The 18,650-nt window shown below is 71.8% G+C and carries 15 protein-coding genes and 1 pseudogene; 9 read left to right on the top strand and 7 right to left on the bottom strand.

Translation table 11 applies throughout. The features are described from left to right. The first annotated feature begins 32 nt into the window (after nt 1–32). On the top strand, nt 33–2,189 hold the full coding sequence (locus ACFY0K_RS02765) for a SpoIIE family protein phosphatase (protein WP_390638842.1): 2,157 nt from the start codon (nt 33–35) through the stop codon (nt 2,187–2,189). 94 nt (nt 2,190–2,283) lie between these two features. On the opposite strand, the gene ACFY0K_RS02760 is transcribed toward ACFY0K_RS02765, so the two are convergent. Beyond that, nucleotides 2,284–3,702 (bottom strand): S1 family peptidase, encoded by a 1,419-nt coding sequence (locus tag ACFY0K_RS02760; protein ID WP_390638266.1) that lies wholly within the window; start codon nt 3,700–3,702, stop codon nt 2,284–2,286. A 207-nt stretch (nt 3,703–3,909) separates the two neighbouring features. Here ACFY0K_RS02760 and ACFY0K_RS02755 point away from each other — a divergent pair, with 207 nt between their 5' ends. The 5 genes from ACFY0K_RS02755 to ACFY0K_RS02735 all read left to right on the top strand — a co-directional run bounded on the left by ACFY0K_RS02755 (nt 3,910) and on the right by ACFY0K_RS02735 (nt 10,993). Further along, a complete protein-coding gene (locus ACFY0K_RS02755) occupies nt 3,910–4,323 on the top strand; it encodes a PaaI family thioesterase (protein WP_351955135.1) in 414 nt (137 codons plus the stop codon). Nucleotides 4,324–4,833: 510 nt separating this feature from the next. Then, a complete protein-coding gene (locus ACFY0K_RS02750; RefSeq protein WP_093506685.1) occupies nt 4,834–5,049 on the top strand; it encodes a type A2 lantipeptide in 216 nt (71 codons plus the stop codon). A 100-nt stretch (nt 5,050–5,149) separates the two neighbouring features. Beyond that, entirely contained in the window at nt 5,150–5,956 is an 807-nt protein-coding gene (locus ACFY0K_RS02745; RefSeq protein WP_390638265.1) for an HlyD family efflux transporter periplasmic adaptor subunit, read from the top strand. Then, nucleotides 5,953–8,175, top strand: coding sequence for an NHLP family bacteriocin export ABC transporter peptidase/permease/ATPase subunit (locus ACFY0K_RS02740; protein WP_390638264.1), 2,223 nt, complete (start codon nt 5,953–5,955; stop codon nt 8,173–8,175). The genes ACFY0K_RS02745 and ACFY0K_RS02740 overlap by 4 nt, the downstream gene beginning before the upstream one ends. Before the next feature lies 1 nt (nt 8,176). Further along, a complete protein-coding gene (locus ACFY0K_RS02735) occupies nt 8,177–10,993 on the top strand; it encodes an NHLP bacteriocin export ABC transporter permease/ATPase subunit (RefSeq protein ID WP_390638263.1) in 2,817 nt (938 codons plus the stop codon). Between the two features lie 4 nt (nt 10,994–10,997). Here the strand turns inward: ACFY0K_RS02735 and ACFY0K_RS02730 are convergent, their stop codons facing one another. Both ACFY0K_RS02730 and ACFY0K_RS02725 read right to left on the bottom strand, forming a co-directional pair. Next, a complete protein-coding gene (locus ACFY0K_RS02730) occupies nt 10,998–11,528 on the bottom strand; it encodes an SRPBCC family protein (RefSeq protein ID WP_390638262.1) in 531 nt (176 codons plus the stop codon). A 5-nt stretch (nt 11,529–11,533) separates the two neighbouring features. Then, the gene (locus ACFY0K_RS02725; RefSeq protein ID WP_388712829.1) at nt 11,534–11,875 is read right to left on the bottom strand and encodes an ArsR/SmtB family transcription factor; all 342 of its coding nucleotides are present in this window, start codon (nt 11,873–11,875) and stop codon (nt 11,534–11,536) included. A gap of 213 nt (nt 11,876–12,088) precedes the next feature. Here ACFY0K_RS02725 and ACFY0K_RS02720 point away from each other — a divergent pair, with 213 nt between their 5' ends. Next, nucleotides 12,089–13,591, top strand: coding sequence for an MFS transporter (locus ACFY0K_RS02720; RefSeq protein WP_390638261.1), 1,503 nt, complete (start codon nt 12,089–12,091; stop codon nt 13,589–13,591). A gap of 346 nt (nt 13,592–13,937) precedes the next feature. Here ACFY0K_RS02720 and ACFY0K_RS02715 read toward each other — a convergent pair whose 3' ends face one another. Further along, on the bottom strand, nt 13,938–14,360 hold the full coding sequence (locus ACFY0K_RS02715; RefSeq protein ID WP_382721469.1) for a subtilase-type protease inhibitor: 423 nt from the start codon (nt 14,358–14,360) through the stop codon (nt 13,938–13,940). A 323-nt stretch (nt 14,361–14,683) separates the two neighbouring features. Here ACFY0K_RS02715 and ACFY0K_RS02710 point away from each other — a divergent pair, with 323 nt between their 5' ends. Then, a complete protein-coding gene (locus ACFY0K_RS02710; RefSeq protein ID WP_390638260.1) occupies nt 14,684–15,220 on the top strand; it encodes a hypothetical protein in 537 nt (178 codons plus the stop codon). Between the two features lie 136 nt (nt 15,221–15,356). Here the strand turns inward: ACFY0K_RS02710 and ACFY0K_RS02705 are convergent, their stop codons facing one another. The 3 genes from ACFY0K_RS02705 to ACFY0K_RS02695 form a co-directional block, all read right to left on the bottom strand. After that, the gene (locus ACFY0K_RS02705) at nt 15,357–16,991 is read right to left on the bottom strand and encodes an RICIN domain-containing protein (protein WP_390638259.1); all 1,635 of its coding nucleotides are present in this window, start codon (nt 16,989–16,991) and stop codon (nt 15,357–15,359) included. Nucleotides 16,992–17,467: 476 nt separating this feature from the next. Next, the gene (locus ACFY0K_RS02700) at nt 17,468–17,845 is read right to left on the bottom strand and encodes a toxin Doc (RefSeq protein ID WP_293991433.1); all 378 of its coding nucleotides are present in this window, start codon (nt 17,843–17,845) and stop codon (nt 17,468–17,470) included. 3 nt (nt 17,846–17,848) lie between these two features. Further along, the gene (locus ACFY0K_RS02695) at nt 17,849–18,091 is read right to left on the bottom strand and encodes a hypothetical protein (protein WP_351486516.1); all 243 of its coding nucleotides are present in this window, start codon (nt 18,089–18,091) and stop codon (nt 17,849–17,851) included. Between the two features lie 265 nt (nt 18,092–18,356). On the opposite strand from ACFY0K_RS02695, the pseudogene ACFY0K_RS02690 reads away from it, so the two are divergent. Then, nucleotides 18,357–18,635: pseudogene (locus ACFY0K_RS02690) on the top strand (methylated-DNA--[protein]-cysteine S-methyltransferase); the annotation flags it as partial. Between the last annotated feature and the right edge of the window lie 15 nt (nt 18,636–18,650).

Here is an 18,650-nt window from a genome sequence, read left to right as displayed (position 1 = left end):
GGACGAGGAGGTGGTCGGGCGTGTCCGACGGGATGGGGGCGCCTCCGGCCGGAACGGAGCCCGACGCCGGGGTGCCTGCGGCCGCCGGCAGCCGCTCCGGCAAGCCGCTGCTGTCGCTGGCGCTGGCCGCCATGATGGAGGAGGTCCAGGCGCACTCCGGCGCGGTCTACCTGCTCGCGGCCGACGAGCCGGTCCTGGAGATGTCGGTGACGGCGGGGCTGCCCCGGGCCTTGGCCGCGCCGTGGGAGCGGGTCGGGCTGAGCGCGCCGATCCCGGTCGCGGACGCGGCGCGCGACCGGCGGCTGGTGTGGGTGGGCGGCGAGGAGGACATGGCCCGCCGGTACCCGCGCATCGCGGTGGTGCTGCCGTACGCGTTCGCGCTGGCCGCGCTCCCCGTGGCGACGGCGGACACCCTGTACGGGGCGGTGTACGTGACCTGGCCCGGTGCCCATCCGACGGTGCTGTCCGACCGGGAGCGGGAGTCGCTGACCTCGGCGTGCGACCGGCTGGCGGTGCGGCTGGAGCGGGTCGCCCGGGAGAACCGTCCGCTGCGCACCGAACCCGATCTGCTGGCGGCACCCCCGTCGGGGGTGGCGGGTACGTTCGGCACGGTGGAGGCGGCGCGGATGGTGGGGCGGCTGCCGTACGGGCTCGTCTCGCTCGATCTGCACGGCCGGGTCGCCTTCGCCAACGGGGCGGCTGCCGAACTGCTCGGTGTGCGCGTCGACGATCTGCTGGGCACCCAGCCGTGGGTGTCGGTGCCGTGGCTGAACGACCCGATGTACGAGGACCGCTACCGGGCGGCGCTGCTCAGCCAGCATGTGACGTCGTTCGTGGCGCTGCGGCCGCCGGGCGACTGGCTGTCGTTCCGGATGTATCCGAGCACGACCGGGCTGACCACCCGGATCAGCCGGGCACGGGCGGTCGCCGAGGTGGTGGGGACGACACCGCGCGCGGACTCCGCGCCGGCGCACCGGCTGGTCACCATCTCACAGGTGCTGAGTCTGGCCGGGGCGCTGACCGAGGCCGTCGGGGTGCAGGACGTCGTGCAGCTGGTGGCGGACGAGGTCGCCCCGTCCGTCGGCAGTCAGGCCGTGGTGGTGCTCGGCGCGCGGGGCGGGCGGCTGCACGTGCTGGGGCACCGCGGGTACGAGGAGCCGCGGACCGTGGAGCGCTTCGACGGCCTCCCGCTGGCCGAACGCACGCCCGGTACCCATGTCCTGAACACCGGCGTGCCGGCGTTCTTCGAGTCGAGGCAGCAGCTGGTGCGGCTGTATCCGGACCGGCACGACACCCCGGACGGGTTCGCTGCCTGGGCGTACCTGCCGCTGATCGCGTCGGGCCGCCCGGTGGGCACCTGTGTCCTCGCCTACGCCGAGCCGCACGCCTTCCCGGCCGACGAGCGTGCCGTGCTCACCAGCCTCGGCGGGCTGATCGCGCAGGCGCTGGAGCGGGCCGTGCTCTACGACGCGAAGAACCAGCTCGCGCACGGTCTGCAGGCGGCCCTGCTGCCGCGCTCGCTGGCCCCGCCGGCCGGTATCGAGGCGGCCGCCCGCTATCTGCCGGCCATGCACGGCATGGAGATCGGCGGCGACTTCTACGACCTGGTGCCCACCCGGCCGCTGGCCGCGGCGGTGATCGGGGACGTGCAGGGGCACAACGTGACGGCGGCCGGGCTGATGGGCCAGATCCGTACCGGCGTACGGGCCTTCACGAGCGTCGGGCAGGCGCCGGAGGAGGTGATGCGCAGCACCAACCGGCTGCTGATCGACTCCGGCGCCGAGCTGTTCGCGAGCTGTCTGTACCTGCGGCTGGACCCGGAGCGCGGACGCGCGGTGATGGCGCGGGCGGGGCATCCGCCGCCGCTGCTGAGACGTCCGGACGGGCGGGTGCGGGTCCTCGACCTGGCCGGGGGCCCGTTGCTGGGCATCGACTCGGAGGCGACGTACCCGACGACCGAGGTGTCGCTCGCACCGGGCTCGGTGCTCGCCCTGTACACCGACGGGCTGGTGGAATCCCCCGGCGTGGACATCGAGGACGCCCTGGTCGGACTCGGGGAACTGCTCTCGGAGAACGGCGACCAGCCCCTGGACCGGCTCGCCGACACGCTCGTGCGGCACAGTGCGGCGGCGCAGGAGCGTGTCGACGACGTCGCGGTGCTGTTGCTGCGGGCCGAGGCCGGCGGCTGACCGGCGCCGACGGTGCCCGGTCCGTCCCTCCGGCGGGAGGGCCGGACCGGGCACCGTCGGCGGGGAACCGCCGGCAGGCCGTGCGCGGGGTCGGTCAGTGGGACGACGAGGTGTTGTCCGCGCCGGTCCCGGACTGGTCGCCGGTGCCCGTCCCGACACCCGTGCCGGACTGGTCGCCGGTACCGGTGCCGGTCCCGTCCCCGGTGCCGCTCTGGTCGCCCGCCGTGGCGGACGGGTCGGCGGTGCCGCCGATCTGGTCACCGCCGGCCTGGTCGCCGGCTCCGGTCCCGTCCCCGGCGGTGGCGGACGGGTCGGCCGTGGCGCTGGCGTCACCGGCACCGGCACCCGCGCCCGCACCCGCACCCGCGTCACCGAGGGTCGCGCCGGTCGCCTGCAGGGCGGCGGTCACCGGCTGGAAGAAGGTCTCACCGCCGGAGGTGCAGTCGCCGCTGCCGCCGGAGGTCATGCCGACCGCGCCGCCGTCCTGCGTGAACAGCGAGCCGCCGCTGTCGCCGGCCTCGGCGCAGACGTTGGTCTGGATGAGGCCGGTGACGGTGTCGACGCCGTTGGGGTCGGTCTCGCTCTGGAAGTTGACGGTGGCGTCGAGGCCGGTGACCTGGCCGTCGTGCAGCCCGGTGGTGGATCCCATCCGGAACACGGTCTCGCCGACGGTGGCGTCGACGGCCTGGTTGATGGCCACGGTCTGGCCGTTGCCTATGTTGACGTCACTGGTCGTCTGGGTGGTGGCGTCGTTGTACTTGACGAGCGAGAAGTCGCCGTTGCCGGGGAACTGGGCCTGGTCCACGGTGGCGATGGGCTGGCCGGTCTCGGAGTCGGACCAGTCCTTGGCCGCGACACCGCAGTGACCGGCCGTCAGGAAGGCGGGGCTGCCGTCCGAGGCGGTGACGTTGAAGCCGAGGGAGCAGCGGACGGTGCCGTTCTGCACCTGGGAGAAGATCGCGTCGCCGCCGGAGACGAGGGTCTTGAAGGTGCCCGACGACTTCTTGAGGGTCGCCATGTTCGAGCCGAGGCCCTGGACCGTCGACTGCAGGGTGTCCCACTTGGCGCCGGTGACGGTGCTGTCGGCGCTGACCACGACCTTGTTGGTCTTGGGGTCGACGGCCCAGGCGGTGCCCGGGATGGTCGCCTTGGTCTTCAGTGTCTTGGCGACGGCCTCGAGTGCCGAGGTGCTGTTCTGCACCTGGCGCACGACCGCGCCGGCCTGCTCCGCCTGGGCGATCACGTTGTTGTCGCCTTTGACGACGTTGACGACGAGCTGCTGCTTGGCGCTGTCGTAGTAGGACCCGGCGAAGGCCTGGCCGAGGAGCGTCTGGAGCTGCGCGGCGAGGTTCGAGGCGCCCGTGGCCTTCAGGGTCTTGGGGGCAGCGGTGGCGCCGGAGGCGTTGTCCTGGGACGCGTTGGCCATCGGGAGCAGGAACGCCGCAGCTCCGAGCGCGGCGACACCGCCCACCGCGATAGCGGCCTTGCGCTTCGGAATTCGCTTGTGACTCAAACTTCTCGACCTCCAAGGGACGGAGTGTCTGCCGTTGCGGGGCAGTCGTTCGTGAGCGGCGCCTGGATGGCCATAGGTACGGGCGGGTCACGTGGTGCGTTCAATTCCGTTTGCCAACTTCCTTGACCTGGTGATGAATCGGCCATGGCGCGCCCGTGGGGGAGGAGGTGCGCGTGCCGGGCGGCCGGCCCGGGAACAATCCCCCATATGACGATGACCACCGCCGAAGCCGACAAGATCCTCTCCGCCAACTTCGCCCCCTGGGTGCTCGATCTCGGGCTGGCCGTCGAGGCATTGGGCGAGGACCGGGCGGTGCTGCGTCTGCCCTGGTCGGACCGGCTGTCCCGGGAGGGCGGCGGGCTGTCGGGGCAGGCGCTGATGGCGGCGGCCGACACGGCGACGGTGATCGCGGTCTCGGCGGCCAGGGGCGGCTTCGTACCGATGACTACGGTGCAGCAGTCGACCTCGTTCCAGCGCGCGGTGACCGGTTCGGATGTCCTGATCGAAGCGGTGCTGACCAAACTGGGCCGCCGGATGGCGTTCGCCGACATCACGATGAGCGATCAGCGGTCGGGGGCGGTCGCGGCACGGGCGAGCACGGTGTACGCACTCCTGGGCTGACCCCGCCCACCGTCGGCCGAACAGAAGGACACGGTCAGCAACCGATCATTGACGGTCCGTCGCGATCACGGACTGGAATCATTGCTTCAGGGAATCTGCACATCCAATACCCAAGCGGGTCACGGGAAGCGGCGGATCTGCACAATCGCGCGCCCCTCACCGTGCCCTTGGCCCGGAGTGCCGGATTCGCCGCCGGGTGGGCAAGCGGTGCGGCAGGGGTGAAGTCGTGCGCCTTGTGAAGGAGTCGCCGACAAGCGGTGCGCGCGCCTGCACGGTTGCGCCCTTGCGGGACTCAAGTTCCCAGGTGAGACGCATGGTTGATTGGAGGCGCGGCCCGTGGGCGTGCTTTGATCCATCGCACCGCGGGCCGCGAAGGGCTTCCGGAAACGGGCGTCCGGCGCTCGCGGTCGCGGCCGTCCGCTCGTCCCCCCAAGGGCCGTGTTCGTCCCTGAAGGGCGTCGGGGGGCCGCTCTCCCCCTTGTGAATATCCATATGAAGGGAAGTTCCATCATGAACTCCACCCCCCAGGTTGAGACCGTCGAGATCTCCGACGCCGAGCTCGACAACGTCTCCGGCGGTCTGTCCCTGAACGCCGTCGGCACCGTCACCGGCCTGGTGGACGGCGTTGCCCCGGTTTCCGGCCTGGTCAACACGGTCGTCGGCACCGTCGAGGGTGTCACCGGCCTGAACACCCAGCCGGTCACCAACCTGGTCGCCGGTCTCTGATCGCACCTCGTTGCCGCTGAGTCCCGGAGCCGGATCCCGGCCCCGGGGCTCTCGGGCGTTCTGAAACACCCCAGTCTCTCCGCTAGGTGAGGGAAGTTCCGTGCAGTTCCGCCAACAGGCCCTCGCCAAGCTCCAGTCACCGGAGGAGCTGGATCTCCCGGTCCGGTTCGCCCGTCCGCAGGGCTGGCTCGCGCTGTCCGTCTCCGTCGTCGTGATGGCGGCGGCCTCGGTGTGGGCGGTGACCGGTTCGGTCGCCTCCACGGTGAGCGCGCAGGCCATCCTCACCCACGGGCAGGGCAGCTACATCCTGCAGAGCCCGGTCGCCGGGCAGGTCACGGCGGTCCTCGCCGAGCAGGGCGAGCGGCTGCCGGCAAACTCCCCCGTCCTGAAGGTGCACACGAGCCAGGGCGACTCCGTCGTGCGCACGGTCGCCGCCGGCCGGATCAGCGCGCTCGCCGCGACCATCGGGCAGATCATCCAGACCGGTACGAACGTCGCCGCCGTGGAGAAGGTCGCCCACGCCACGGACCCGCTGTACGCGACGGTCTACGTCCCCGCCGAGAACGCCTCGTCCATCCCCGCGGACGCCCCGGTCGACCTGACCGTGTCGTCGGTGTCGACGCAGGAGTACGGCGTGCTGCGCGGCCATGTGCGGTCGGTGGACCGCGCCGCCCAGTCGGCCCAGTCGATCTCGGCTTTCCTCGGCGACAGCCAGCTCGGCGACCAGTTCACCAAGAAGGGCCGCCCGGTGGCCGTACTGGTCCGGCTGGACACCTCGAAGAAGACGAAGAGCGGCTACCGGTGGTCCTCGGCGGACGGGCCGCCGTTCAAGCTCGACTCCATGACCCTGGCCTCGGGTTCGATCCGGCTGGCCGACCAGCGTCCCGTCGATTGGCTGCTCCCGTGACCACCGCCCAGGAGACCCGCGGCCGCCGGCGCGCCGCGCCGCCCAAGCGTCCGGTCCCCAAGGGCCGCGGCCGGACGGTCCGTACGCCCACCGTGCTCCAGATGGAGGCCGTCGAGTGCGGCGCCGCCTCCCTCTCCATGGTCCTCGGCCACTACGGCCGCCATGTCCCGCTGGAGGAGCTGCGCATCGCGTGCGGTGTCTCCCGCGACGGCTCACGCGCCAGCAACCTGCTGAAGGCGGCCCGCAGTTACGGTCTCACCGCCAAGGGCATGCAGATGGACCTGGCCGCCCTCGCCGACGTGCAGGGTCCCGCGATCCTGTTCTGGGAGTTCAACCACTACGTCGTCTACGACGGCATGGGCCGCCGCTTCGGCCGCCGGGGCGTCTACATCAACGACCCCGCCAAGGGCCGCCGGTTCGTGCCGATGGAGGAGTTCGACGGCAGCTTCACCGGTGTCGTCCTGGTCCTGGAACCGGGCGACGGCTTCGAGAAGGGCGGCCGCCGGCCCGGCATCCTCGGCGCCATGCCCGCCCGGCTGCGCGGCACCGCCGGCACCATGCCGGCCGCCGTCCTGGCCAGCCTCCTCCTCGTGGTCGTCGGCGCGGCGGTGCCCGCGCTCAGCCGCCAGTACATCGACCTGTTCCTCATTGGCGGCCAGACCTCCCTGCTCACCGTGCTGTTCGCCGCGATGGGCACCTGCGTCCTGCTCACCCTGGTGCTGACCTGGCTGCAGCAGGCGAACCTGCTGCACGGCCGCATCGTCTCCTCCACGCTCTCCAGCGCCCGCTTCCTGCGCCACCTGCTGCGCCTGCCGGTGACCTTCTTCGCCCAGCGCAGCCCGGCCGACCTGGTGCAGCGCCTGCAGTCCAACGACCAGGTCGCCGAGACCCTGGCCCGCGACCTCGCGGCGGCCGGCGTGGACGCCGTGGTCGTCGTCCTGTACGCCGTGCTCCTCTACACCTACGACGTCCAGCTCACCTTCCTGGGCATCGGCGTGGCCCTGCTGAACATCGTGGCCATGCGGCTCGTCGTACGGCTGCGCGCGACCCGGACCGCGAAGCTGCGCGCGGACACCGCCCGGCTCACCAACACCTCCTACACCGGCCTTCAGCTGATCGAGACGATGAAGGCGACCGGCGGCGAGGACGGCTACTTCCGCAGGTGGGCCGGGCAGCACGCGAGCACGCTGGAGGAACAGCAGCGGCTCGGGGTGCCGAGCGCCTGGCTCGGGGTGGTGGCCCCGACGCTCGCCACCGTCAACAGCGCCCTGATCCTGTGGATCGGCGGCATGCGGGCGGTCGAAGGGGGCATCTCGGTCGGCCTCCTGGTCGCCTTCCAGTCCCTGGTCACCCGCTTCACCGCCCCGCTGACCCGGCTCAACGGCGTGGCGGGCCGCATCCAGGACTTCGCGGCCGACGTGGCCCGCCTCAAGGACGTGGAGAACTTCGAGGCGGACCCGATCTACGCCCGGCCCGGCGCGGGCGACTCCACCCGGCGGCTGCAGGGGCATGTGGAACTGGAGAACATCAGCTTCGGCTACAGCCCGCTGGACAAGCCCCTGCTCACCGGCTTCGACCTGACCGTCGGCCCCGGCCGCCAGGTCGCCCTGGTGGGCGGCTCGGGCAGCGGCAAGTCCACCGTCTCCCGGCTGATCTCGGGCCTGTACGCCCCCTGGGAGGGCGTGATCCGCATCGACGGACAGCGCCTTGAGGACATCCCGCGCGGCGCGCTGGCCGCCTCCGTCTCCTTCGTCGACCAGGACGTCTTCCTCTTCGAGGGGTCGGTCCGCGACAACGTGGCGCTGTGGGACCCGTCGATCCCGGACGAGGCCGTGGTGGAGGCGCTGCGCGACGCGGCCCTGTACGACGTGGTGGCGCGCCGGCCCGGCGGGATCCACAGCAGGGTCGAGCAGGACGGCCGCAACTTCTCCGGCGGCCAGCGTCAACGCCTCGAGATCGCACGGGCGCTGGTGCGCCGGCCGAGCATCCTCGTCCTCGACGAGGTGACCAGCGCGCTGGACGCCGAGACCGAGCTGACCGTCATGGACAACCTGCGGCGCCGCGGCTGCGCCTGTGTCGTCATCGCGCACCGGCTGAGCACGGTCCGCGACAGCGACGAGATCGTCGTGCTCCAGCACGGCACGGTCGTGGAGCGCGGGCGGCACGACGAGCTGGTGGCACACGGCGGGGCGTACGCCGCGCTGGTCAGGGAGCGATGAGATGACGACCGTGGACCAAGGCGACGTCGTGATCGGCGCGTTCGGGGCACTGGGCAACCGGATCGACTGCACCGGCTTCACCCGCCTCGACCTCGAAGGCCCGCAGGTGCTGTGGCTGGTGGCGTCCGGCGCCCTCGACCTGTTCGCGGTGGACGCCGAACAGCAGGGCCACTGGCACCACCTGGGCCGCCTGGAGGCCGGCGCGCTGCTGCTCGGCCCGGTCGCGGGACCGCAGCACACCCTGGTGGCACGCCCGTTGCGGGACTGCGTCGTGCACCGCATCGGTCTGCGCGAGCTGTACCAGCCGTCCAACACCCAGACCTGGTCCTACGACGAGTACGGCAACCCCCAGTACGTACCGCCGACCACGAGCCCCCTGGAATACGCGCTCGCGCTCGGCGTGGGCCGCGGCCTGTCCGTTCTCTTCCAGGCCCCGATGACCGACGGCGAGCGGGCCACGGCCCCCACCGACGACGACGTCTTCTGGATGCAGGTGCCGCCGGGCAGCGTGCAGTACGGCTCGCTGTACGGCGCGGAGGCGGCCGCCGACCTGCTGATGGACCCGGCGCTGTGGCAGAGCATGGTCGACCAGCAGTACCGGCTGCTGACCACCCTGGACCGGTGGATCGAGCAGCTGGAGCGCACCCACGAGACGCGTACGGCGGCCGGCATCAGGGCCGGTGAGGCGGTCCGGGCCCAGGCCGACCGCACGCTGCTCGCCTCCATCGGCAAGGCGGGCAAGCGCACCACGGCCGCGGACGCGGACGCCTCCTACGCGGCGTGCAGGCTGGTCGCCGAGGCCGCGGGCATCACCCTCGCCGAACCCGCGCAGAGCGGCACCGAGAGCGACCGCATCGACCCGGTCGAACGGGTGGCCCTCGCCTCCCGGGTCCGCACCCGGGCGGTACGGCTCGACGGCCGCTGGTGGCACGACAACGTCGGCCCGCTGGTCGGACACCGCGCCCTGTCCGGCGCTCCCGTGGCGCTGCTGTGGCGGCGCGGCGGCTATGTGGCCGTCCATCCGGCGACCGGCCGCGAGACCCCGATCGAGAAGGCGAACGCGGCGGAGTTCGAGCCGCGCGCGGTGATGTTCTACCGGCCGCTGCCCGACAGGGCGCTCAGCCCGTTCGGCCTGCTCCGGTTCAGCCTGCGCGGTACGCGCGGCGACATGGGCAACCTGCTGCTGGCCGGACTGGTGACCGTGGCGATCGGCGCCCTGGTGCCGATCGCCACCGGCAGGGTGCTCGGCGACTACGTGCCCAAGGCCCAGACGGACCTGATCGTGCAGGTCTGCCTGGCGGTGATGATCAGCGCCGTGGTGTCGGCCGCGTTCACGCTCCTGGAGAACCTGACGATCCTCCGCCTGGAGGGCCGGATCGAGGCGACCCTGCAACCGGCCGTCTGGGACCGGCTGCTGAGGCTGCCGACGAAGTTCTTCACCCAGCGCTCGACCGGCGAGCTGGCCAGCGCGGCGATGGGCGTCAGCGCGATGCGCCGGCTGCTGGCGGGGGTCGGCCCGGTGGTCGCCCAGTCGGTGACCGTCGGGGCGATGAACCTGGGCCTGCTGTTCTGGTACAGCGTGCCGATGGCACTGGCGGCCCTTGCCATGCTGGTCGTCATCGCCGCGCTGTTCCTGGGGCTCGGGCTGTGGCAGGTGCGCTGGCAGCGCAAGCTCGTGGTGCTCGGCAACAAGCTGAACAACCAGGCCTTCCAGACCCTGCGGGGCCTGCCCAAGCTGCGGGTGGCGGCCGCCGAGAACTACGCCTACGCGGCCTGGGCGGGCGAGTTCGCGCGCAGCCGGGAGCTCCAGCAGAAGGTGGGCCGGATCAAGAACCTCACCACGGTGCTGGGCTCGGTCTACCTCCCGGTCTGCACCCTGCTGATGTTCATGCTGCTCGCGGGACCGGCGCGGGGCGCCATGGACGCGGCGGCCTTCCTCACCTTCAACACGTCGGTGACGATGCTGCTCACCTCGGTCACCCAGCTGACCGGCTCCTTCGTGTCGGCGGTGGCCGCGCTCCCCCTCTTCGAGGAGATCAAGCCGGTCCTGGAGGCCGCCCCCGAGGTCCGCACCGCCAGCACCCGCCCCGGCCCGCTGTCCGGGGCCGTGGAGGCCCGCCGCCTGTCCTTCCGGTACTCGGACGACGGTCCCCTGGTCCTGGACGACGTCTCCTTCACCGTCCGCCCGGGCGAGTTCGTGGCGGTCGTCGGCCCCAGCGGCTGCGGCAAGTCGACCCTGCTGCGGCTGCTGATCGGCTTCGACAGACCGGTCTCGGGAAGCGTGCTCTACGACGGCCAGGACCTGGGCGCCCTCGACCAGTCGGCGGTCCGCCGCCAGTGCGGGGTGGTGCTCCAGCACGCACAGCCGTTCACCGGCTCGATCCTGGACGTCATCTGCGGCACCGAGCCCTACACCCCCGAGGAGGCGATGGCGGCGGCCGAGATGGCCGGGCTCGCGGAGGACATCAAGCGGATGCCGATGGGACTGCACACCATCGTCGCCGGGAGCGGCGCGATCTCCGGCGGCCAGCGGCAGCGGCTGATGATCGCCCAGGCGCTGATCCGGCGTCCGCGCATCCTCTTCTTCGACGAGGCGACGAGTGCGCTCGACAACGACACCCAGCGCACGGTCATCGAGAGCACCCGCAAGCTGAACGCCACCCGGATCGTGATCGCCCACCGGCTGTCCACGGTCCTGGACGCCGACCGGGTGATCGTGATGGAGGACGGCAAGGTCGCCCAGCAGGGCCCGCCCGCCCAGTTGCTCGCCGACACCGGCGGGCGCCTGCACGAACTGGTGCGACGGCAGCTGGCGTGACCGGTCAGGCGTCGATGCCGGGGACGGGGGCGCCGGAGGGCAGGCCGGCGTCGAGATAGCCCTGGTAGTACTCCTTCCAGGGCGCGGTGACGCCGGCGTGCGGGCCCGGGAAGCGCTCGCCGCGGGCCTTGGCGTCGAGGGCGGCGAGGCAGACCTCCCAGCCGGCGCTGTTGCGGGCGGCGGTGTTCTCCTCGCCCAGGACGTGCGTGAGGGTGAAGCGGGTCCCGTCGGGACCGGCGTCCTCCAGCTCGAAGCGGATCTCGTCGCCGCCCCAGTCGAAGGTCAGGTTCCGGGGCGGGTCGACGGCGAGCACGGTGCCGTGCGACTCGGGCATGTTCGGGTCGCCGGTGAACTTGACGGCACCGCCGGGGCGCAGGTCGAACTCGGCGCGGGACGGGAACCACCCGGCGAGTTCGTCGGGGTCGGTGACGAAGTGCCAGACGCGGTCGACGGGGTGGCCGTACAGGCGGCTGAAGCGGACTGCGGGGCGGCCGTCGTCGAGGGTGACGTAGGTGCCGGTGAGTTCGGCGGGCATGGGGATCAGTCCTTCGAGGTGGGGGCTTCCGGGTCGTCCGCCGTCTCGTCCAGGCGGCGGCCCAGGGTGTCCAGGCTGCTGTTCCACAGCCGGCGATAGGGGGCCAGCCAGGCGTCGAGTTCGGCGATGGGTGTCGGGTCCAGGGCGTAGACGCGGCGCTGCGCGTCCTGCCGGACCCGGACCAGGCCCGCCTCCCTCAGCACCTTGAGGTGCTTGGACGTGCTGGGCTGACTGAGGCCGCACGCGTCCACGATCTCGCCGACGGGGCGCGGGCGGGTGAGGAGGAGGCCGACTATGGCACGTCGATGGGGGTCGGCCAGGGCGGTCCAGAGGGTGTCGGCGGACATGGTTGCAATATGCCCGGACAGTTATATTCCTGTCAAGGAATATGCACGCTGCGGCGAACGACTCACCCCTTCCCAGCGAAACGTTGCCGTTTCGCTGAAAGTGGTCTAGGGTTCGATGTGTACGAAACCGTTTCGTTCGCGGTGCTGTAGATGCCGTGTCGACGAAACGGCTTCCTGGTAAATCCCGAACGACTTCCCTGGAGTGGTTCCCGCATGTCTGAGAAGACTTTGGCCGACGACGTCCGCGTCGGTACCGAGGAGGCACCGCCGGTCGCCTCCTCCAAGCGGTGGTGGATCCTCGCGGTCATCGCCGTCGCCCAGCTGATGGTGGTGCTCGACGCCACCATCGTGAACATCGCTCTCCCGTCCGCCCAGGCCGACCTCGGGTTCTCCGACGGCAACCGGCAGTGGATCGTCACCGCGTACGCCCTCAGCTTCGCGTCCCTGCTGCTGCTCGGCGGCCGGATCGCCGACCTGTTCGGACGCAAGACCGCCTTCCTCATAGGAGTCGTCGGCTTCGCCGCCGTGTCGGCGCTGGGCGGTGCCGCGAACGGCTTCGGGATGCTGGTCACCGCGCGGGCCCTCCAGGGCGCCTTCGGCGCGCTGCTCGCCCCGACCGCGCTCTCGCTCCTCAACACCACGTTCACCGACGCCCGTGAGCGGGCCCGGGCGTTCAGTGTCTACGGTGCCATCGCCGGTGCCGGCGGTGCGGTGGGCCTGCTGCTCGGCGGTGTCCTCACCGACACGTTCGACTGGCGCTCGACCCTGTACGTGAACGTCGCGATCGCGGTCGTCGCCTTCGCGGGCGGCATGGCGCTGCTGCACAACCACCGCGACGCCGGGAACGCCAAGCTGGACGTCCCCGGTACGGTCCTGGTCGCGGCCGGTCTGTTCTCGCTGGTCTACGGCTTCTCCAACGCCGAGTCGCACGACTGGGGTTCGCCGCTGACCTGGGGCTTCCTGATCGCCGGCGTCGCGTTCCTTGCGGCCTTCGCGTGGTGGCAGACCAAGTCCGCGCACCCGCTGCTGCCGCTGGGCATTCTGATGGACCGCAACCGGGGGGCCTCGCTCCTCGCCGTGCTGATCTCCGCCGGCGGCATGTTCGGCGTGTTCCTCTTCCTCACCTACTACCTGCAGCTGAACCTCGGTTTCAGCCCGACGAAGACCGGCGCGGCGTTCCTGCCGATGATCGGCGGCCTGATGGTGACCGCACAGATCGGTACCCAGGTTCTCGTGCCGCGGCTCGGCCCCAAGGTGGTCGTCCCGCTGGGGTTCGCGGTCTCCGCGGCCGGCATGGCCTGGCTGACCGGGATCGGTGTCGGCTCCAGCTACGTCAGCGCGGTGCTGCCGCAGCTGATCATCACCGGCCTCGGCCTGGGCCTGGTCATGCCGGCGGCCATGCAGCTGGGCACCGGCGGGGTGACGGCCGACGAGGCGGGTGTCGCCTCGGCGACGGTCAACGCCATGCAGCAGGTGGGCGGTTCGATCGGCACGGCGCTGCTGAACACGCTCGCGGCGAGTGCGGCGACGGACTACCTGGCCGGCAAGGACGCGACCAGCAAGCTGGTGCAGGCGCAGGCGACGATCGAGAGCTACACGACCGCGTTCTGGTGGTCGGCCGGGATGTTCGCGGTCGGCGCGGTCATCGCGTTCGTCCTGTTCCGCAAGGGGGTGCCGCAGCAGGACCCGGACGCGGCGCCGGTCGTCCACATGTGACTTCCGCAGAGCCGCAGTAACTGAGGGGCCGCCGTCAGCAGGGAGACGGTGGCCCCTCGCCGTTGTCGTCCGCGGGTGTGACACGGCTGGTCGCGCAGTTCCTCCCCCAGCCTTCGGCCGGGGGCACCCGCGGCGCCCCCGAAGGGGCGCCGGGACGTTCTCCACCGCTCCCCGGCATTCCCGTGACGGGAACGCCGGGGAGCGGCGGTGGTGCCGGGGGGTCGGACGGGCAGCCCCACACCACCCGTCCGCCCCCCGGTGCGAGATCGCAGGTTCCCCGCTCCAGGGGCCGCACTCCCCAGTTGCGGACCTGTCCGGCAGTCACGAGGACCGTGCGATCCCGGGCTCAGAAAGCGAAGACGTGCGTCCCGTAGGCGTCCCGCATGCACTGGTTGCCGAAGGTGTGCTCGTAGGAGACGCGCTTGCCCTGCCAGACGCCTTCCACCGTGACCACGACGGGGTCGTAGAGCTTGGTACACCACACGTCGGCTTTGGGTACGAGGGCGTTCAGGTCGCCGCCGGCGCCGCGTAGTTCGGCGCAGGCCTCGGCGGCCGCCGGGTGGGTCCCGGAGGGGCTGGGGGCGCAGTTCAGGGTGACGGCGCGCTCGGGCGTGGCGGTCGCCGCCGCTGTGCCGTGGCCGGTGGTGAGCACCAGGGCCGAGGGGGCGTAGAGCGAGCTCGGGGCGGCGACGGCGGCCCCCGTCAGGGGTCCGCAGACGGCGGCGGCCGTAAGGCCGATGGTCGCTGCCCAGCGCGCGGTGGTTCGCATTGTGTGCATCCTTCCGCTCGATTCGACGGGTGCCGCCCTCGGCCCGGTGGGTGCCGGGGCGGCGGGCGCCACTCTGCCGAGTCCGCCGCCGAAACACACATCGAACCCACAGGTTTCAGTAACCTTGCGTATTGAATCAGTGGCGTGAAGTCACGGAATTCGAACGCGTCAACCGCTCAACGGAGCGGTTCTTGATCGCCCGAAGCAGCCAGATGGCCTGATCCCATCGCCTCGTTAATCGTCCTGAAACATTCCGCTTCCGCTGTCGGCGGACTTCCGGGCAAGCCCTTGCCCTTGTCCTGCAACGGAGTAATCGTCATTACATGATTACCCAAGAGCAGCGAGACAAGATCCGCGGCTGGTTCGCCGGCCGCCTGCCCGACGATCTCTTCGAGGAACTGGTCGAGGTGACGGTCGACCGCGAGGAGGTCACCGTCATCGGGCGCATTCCCGGCCCCAAGCTCGCCGACGACGCGTCGGACGCAGAGCGGGAGGCAGCCGTACAGGGCCGGATCCAGGAGTTCCGGGAGCGCACCCGGGAGGACCGGATGGCCGTCGCACGGGAGGCGGAGCACCGGTTCCGGCGCAAGGTCTCCTGGGGCGTGAAGTGTTCGGGTCAGCGGGCGCTGTTCACGCACGTGGCCGCACCGGTGATGACCCGGCTGCGCCAGCCCGAGCGGGAGGTCCTGGACACGCTGATCGCCGGCGGCGTGGCGCGCAGCCGCAGCGAGGCACTGGCCTGGTGCGTACGCCTGGTCCAGCGCCACACCGACGACTGGCTGACGGAACTCCGCGATTCCCTGGAGCACGTGGAGCGCGTCCGGTCCCAGGGGCCGGACGCGGAGGACAGCGCCCCGTAACGGGCCCGACAACAGCGCCCTGTCGGGGGCGCTGGGGGTACCCCCGGCCCGAAGGCCCGGGGGAGGAACTGCGCGACCAGCCACGACGGCGCCGCGGACGACGCACCACACCCCCCCCGGCCTCCCCGCGCAGCGCCTAGTGGCCGGCCAGTCCCGCCGGCTGCGCCGAAGGCCCCCCGCTCCCGGCGATGGAGAGCGAGCCGCGGCTCTGCGACGGCACCGGCGCGTCGGTCAGCCAGTGCTGGCCGCTGGTGTGGTCGCGGACCTTGACCACGATGTCCGAGCCGGGGTCCACCCCGCCCGTCCCGAGGGCGAGGGTCTCGTCCCAGCGCGGCAGCAACTCGCCCTGGGCGGTGAGGCCGTAGCGCACGTCCCCACCGCGCTCGGCGCCCTCGTGGGCACAGGTGCCGAGGATGACCACCCCGGCGTCCGCGTGCGAGTCCAGGCACAGGTCCTGGCCGGCCGCGCTGCGCAGTTCGCCGTCGCTCTCGTACGTCCACTGCTGGGTCGAGGCCGAGGAGCACACCGCGAGCACGACGCTCGCCCCCGTCTTCGGCTCGCCGTTGACGTCCAGGCAGAGCTGGGCGGCGGCGTTGCGCAGCCGGGTCGTGTGGTCGGCGGCGGGCAGCCCGGCCGTGCCGGAGGTGGGCGTCGCCTCGGGCTCGGAGTCACCGGGCACCAGACCCGCGGTGGCGACGGCGTCGCTGCCGTCGCCGCCGCCGGACAGCGTGCTGACCGCGAGCACGGAGGCGAGCAGTCCCGCGCCGGCCACCCCGACACTGGTCAGCAGCGTCTTCGACGACCAGGAGCCGGGCGGACGGCGTACCGCCACGGGGATGCGGGCGAGGATCCGGGTCGTCCGGTCGGCCGCGCGCCGCCGACCGCCGCCTCCGGCGCGCCGGGCGGCGGCGCGGGTGAGGGGAGCCTCCGCACCGCCCTTGCGCCCCGGGCGCGTGTCGAGGTAGCGGCGGGCCCCCCAGCCGAGCACCGCCTCGACCAGCAGCACGCCCAGTCCGCCCTCGACATGGCCGAGTTGCTCGGCGGCGGCCCTGCAGTACGGGCACTCCGCGAGATGCGCCCGGACGTCCGGCAGCAGGCCACCGCCGCGGCGGATCGGCACGTCGAGGAGCCGGTTGTAGTAGCGGCACTCCTGGGACGGCGCGAGTTCCCGGTGGGCGCGGACACAGCCCTCGCGGAATTTCTCCCGGGCGTCCTCGAGAGCCGCGGACGCGCTTGCCGTGTCCATGCCCAACAGACCGGCCGGTACGGTTATCGGTTCCGCCTCCACCTCGGCGTGCCAGAGCAGGCTCTGGGCGAGCGCCGGAAGGCCCAGGAATGAACGCTCCGCGAGGGTGCGGTTTTCCGGGGTCATGGACTTCGTGGCGCGCATACCGCGCCCGCCGGCCGGTTTCCCGAGGTCCGGGAGAACTTCCGCTATTCGGTCCTCCACGGCCCAGTTGGCGACCGTGTCGCGGACGGAGACGAGCAGCCGCGGCCGGATCGCGTCGGCCGTCTCGCCGAGGGCCACCCGGTCGAGGACCTGGTGGAAGGCGGCGGCCGCGACCATGTGCGCGACGGGTCCCGAGGCAGCCAGGCAGATGACCGCGTACTCCTGGACGGGCCGCCAGTGCCGGGCCATGAGCAACGCGGCGGACCGGGAGGCCTCGATGTCCGAACCGGCTCGCAGCGGCGCGGCGAGGGACTCGTCGGACTCCCCCGCACCACCACCCGGCGGCGGATAGGAAGGGCGAGGCGGGTGGGGGGTGGACACGGAGCGGATTCCTTTGGTGCGGTGGTGCGTACCTCTTCGGTGCGCCTGCGGAGGGCGGGAATTCGCCGGCACGGTGTCGGTACGGTGTCGGTCGCGTTCCTCAACTGCCGAATTGGACCAGGCCTTTACCCCGCGCGGGTATTCACCTTCGCACAAGTCTCACACAAGCAACAAGGCGCCTGAACAACATCGACAGCATTGACAGAAAGTCAGAAAGACGGCGGTGGCTATTGCCCCTTCATGGCCGCATTCACCATTCCGCGCACCCCGTGTGAACCGTGCGCCCGCACCGGTCCCGCGCGCACGCTCCCGGCCCGCCCGCACGGGTGGTCCACTGATGACCGGCCCTCCTCACGAGGCCCCGCGCGAAACGGCGGCTCTTCCGCGCGAAACAGGCCGCCGGCCCCGTTCCTCCCGCCCTCGGCCGGCGGCCCCGAGGTTCTCGGGGCAGCTCTCCCTGCACGTCCGGGCAGGCGTCAGAGCTGCCAGGAACGGAGCCGGTCCGCCGCGGCATAGACGTCGGCCTTGCCGCTCATCAGGTCACGGGCGAGGTCGACGAGGGCGCCGTAGGGCGGGTCGATGCCGACATCGCTGACGTACATGTAGGCCACGGCGGTCGCGCAGGCGAACCGGGCGTTGGCCGAGGGCAGCGGCTTGAGCAGAGCGAGGGTGTGCAGCAGGGCCGCGGCCCGCCAGGCGGCGTCGGAGTCCACACCGAGGCGCGGCGGGTCGACCCGGTGCCGGGCGACGGCGGCGACCAGCGCGGAGAAGTCGTTGATGGTGGGCTGCTCCGGCATGACTTCCTCATGGCGCTGGAGCAGCCAGGGCACGTCGATGTGGATGACCGGCGGCATGGCTCAGGCGGCCTCGCCCTTCGCGGGCGGCTGCTCGTCGTCCGGGAACGCCGCGGCGAACTCGGCGGCGTGCGCCGCGAAGAAACGGCGGAATTCCTCCGCCCCTTCCTGCAGCGCCCGGTGGCGGGCGATGTCGGCGGCGGCCGCCTCACGGACAAGGGCCTTCATCGACGTACCGCGCTCCTTGGCTATCTGCCTCAGGTCCTCGAGTTCGCGGTCGCTGAACTCCACGTTGAGAGCTGGCATGCCCTTCACGGTACCGCGAGGGTACTCCACCGTAAATACCCGCAGGTCAAGACCGACTCACCACGGTACCAGCGGGGCCCGAGAACCATGTCCGTTTTCCGCCGGTCGGCGGCGTGGCGCCGCGCCAGACTCGCTGTCAAGGCGAGAGGGACGACGAATGTGAGGCATCAGATGGATCAGGTGGATCAGGTGGATCAGATGGATGTGTACACCGTGTACGACAGCCCGGTGGGCGAGCTGTGTCTGACCGGCGCGGAGCCGGCCGACGGCTTCGACGGAGTTCCAGCAGCAGGTGTGGCGGGCGCTCGACGACATCCCGTACGGCACCACGACGACGTACGGCGAACTGGCGGCACGGCTGGGCGTGCCCCGGTCCGAGATCCGGGCGGTGGGCGCCGCGGTCGGCGCCAACCCCCTGCTCGTTGTCCGGCCCTGCCACCGCGTGATCGGCGCCGACGGCTCGATGCGCGGGTACGCGGGCGGGGTGGAGAACAAGGTACGGCTGCTCACGCACGAGGGCGCGCTGCAGCCGATGCTCGGCTGAGCCGTCTCCTCGGCC

The organism is Streptomyces sp. NPDC001507, from assembly GCF_042894765.1.
GTDB lineage: Bacteria > Actinomycetota > Actinomycetes > Streptomycetales > Streptomycetaceae > Streptomyces.
This window is presented reverse-complemented; position numbering and strand designations above follow the sequence as displayed.

What these genes read in the sequence shown, in the direction of transcription:
- ACFY0K_RS02765 (WP_390638842.1), top strand. Translation starts at nt 33, where the DNA reads ATGGGGGCGCCTCCGGCCGGAACGGAGCCCGACGCCGGGGTGCCTGCG.
- ACFY0K_RS02755 (WP_351955135.1), top strand. Translation starts at nt 3,910, where the DNA reads ATGACGATGACCACCGCCGAAGCCGACAAGATCCTCTCCGCCAACTTC.
- ACFY0K_RS02750 (WP_093506685.1), top strand. Translation starts at nt 4,834, where the DNA reads ATGAACTCCACCCCCCAGGTTGAGACCGTCGAGATCTCCGACGCCGAG.
- ACFY0K_RS02735 (WP_390638263.1), top strand. Translation starts at nt 8,177, where the DNA reads ATGACGACCGTGGACCAAGGCGACGTCGTGATCGGCGCGTTCGGGGCA.
- ACFY0K_RS02730 (WP_390638262.1), bottom strand. Translation starts at nt 11,528, where the DNA reads ATGCCCGCCGAACTCACCGGCACCTACGTCACCCTCGACGACGGCCGC.
- ACFY0K_RS02725 (WP_388712829.1), bottom strand. Translation starts at nt 11,875, where the DNA reads ATGTCCGCCGACACCCTCTGGACCGCCCTGGCCGACCCCCATCGACGT.
- ACFY0K_RS02720 (WP_390638261.1), top strand. Translation starts at nt 12,089, where the DNA reads ATGTCTGAGAAGACTTTGGCCGACGACGTCCGCGTCGGTACCGAGGAG.
- ACFY0K_RS02715 (WP_382721469.1), bottom strand. Translation starts at nt 14,360, where the DNA reads ATGCGAACCACCGCGCGCTGGGCAGCGACCATCGGCCTTACGGCCGCC.
- ACFY0K_RS02710 (WP_390638260.1), top strand. Translation starts at nt 14,684, where the DNA reads ATGATTACCCAAGAGCAGCGAGACAAGATCCGCGGCTGGTTCGCCGGC.
- ACFY0K_RS02700 (WP_293991433.1), bottom strand. Translation starts at nt 17,845, where the DNA reads ATGCCGCCGGTCATCCACATCGACGTGCCCTGGCTGCTCCAGCGCCAT.
- ACFY0K_RS02695 (WP_351486516.1), bottom strand. Translation starts at nt 18,091, where the DNA reads ATGCCAGCTCTCAACGTGGAGTTCAGCGACCGCGAACTCGAGGACCTG.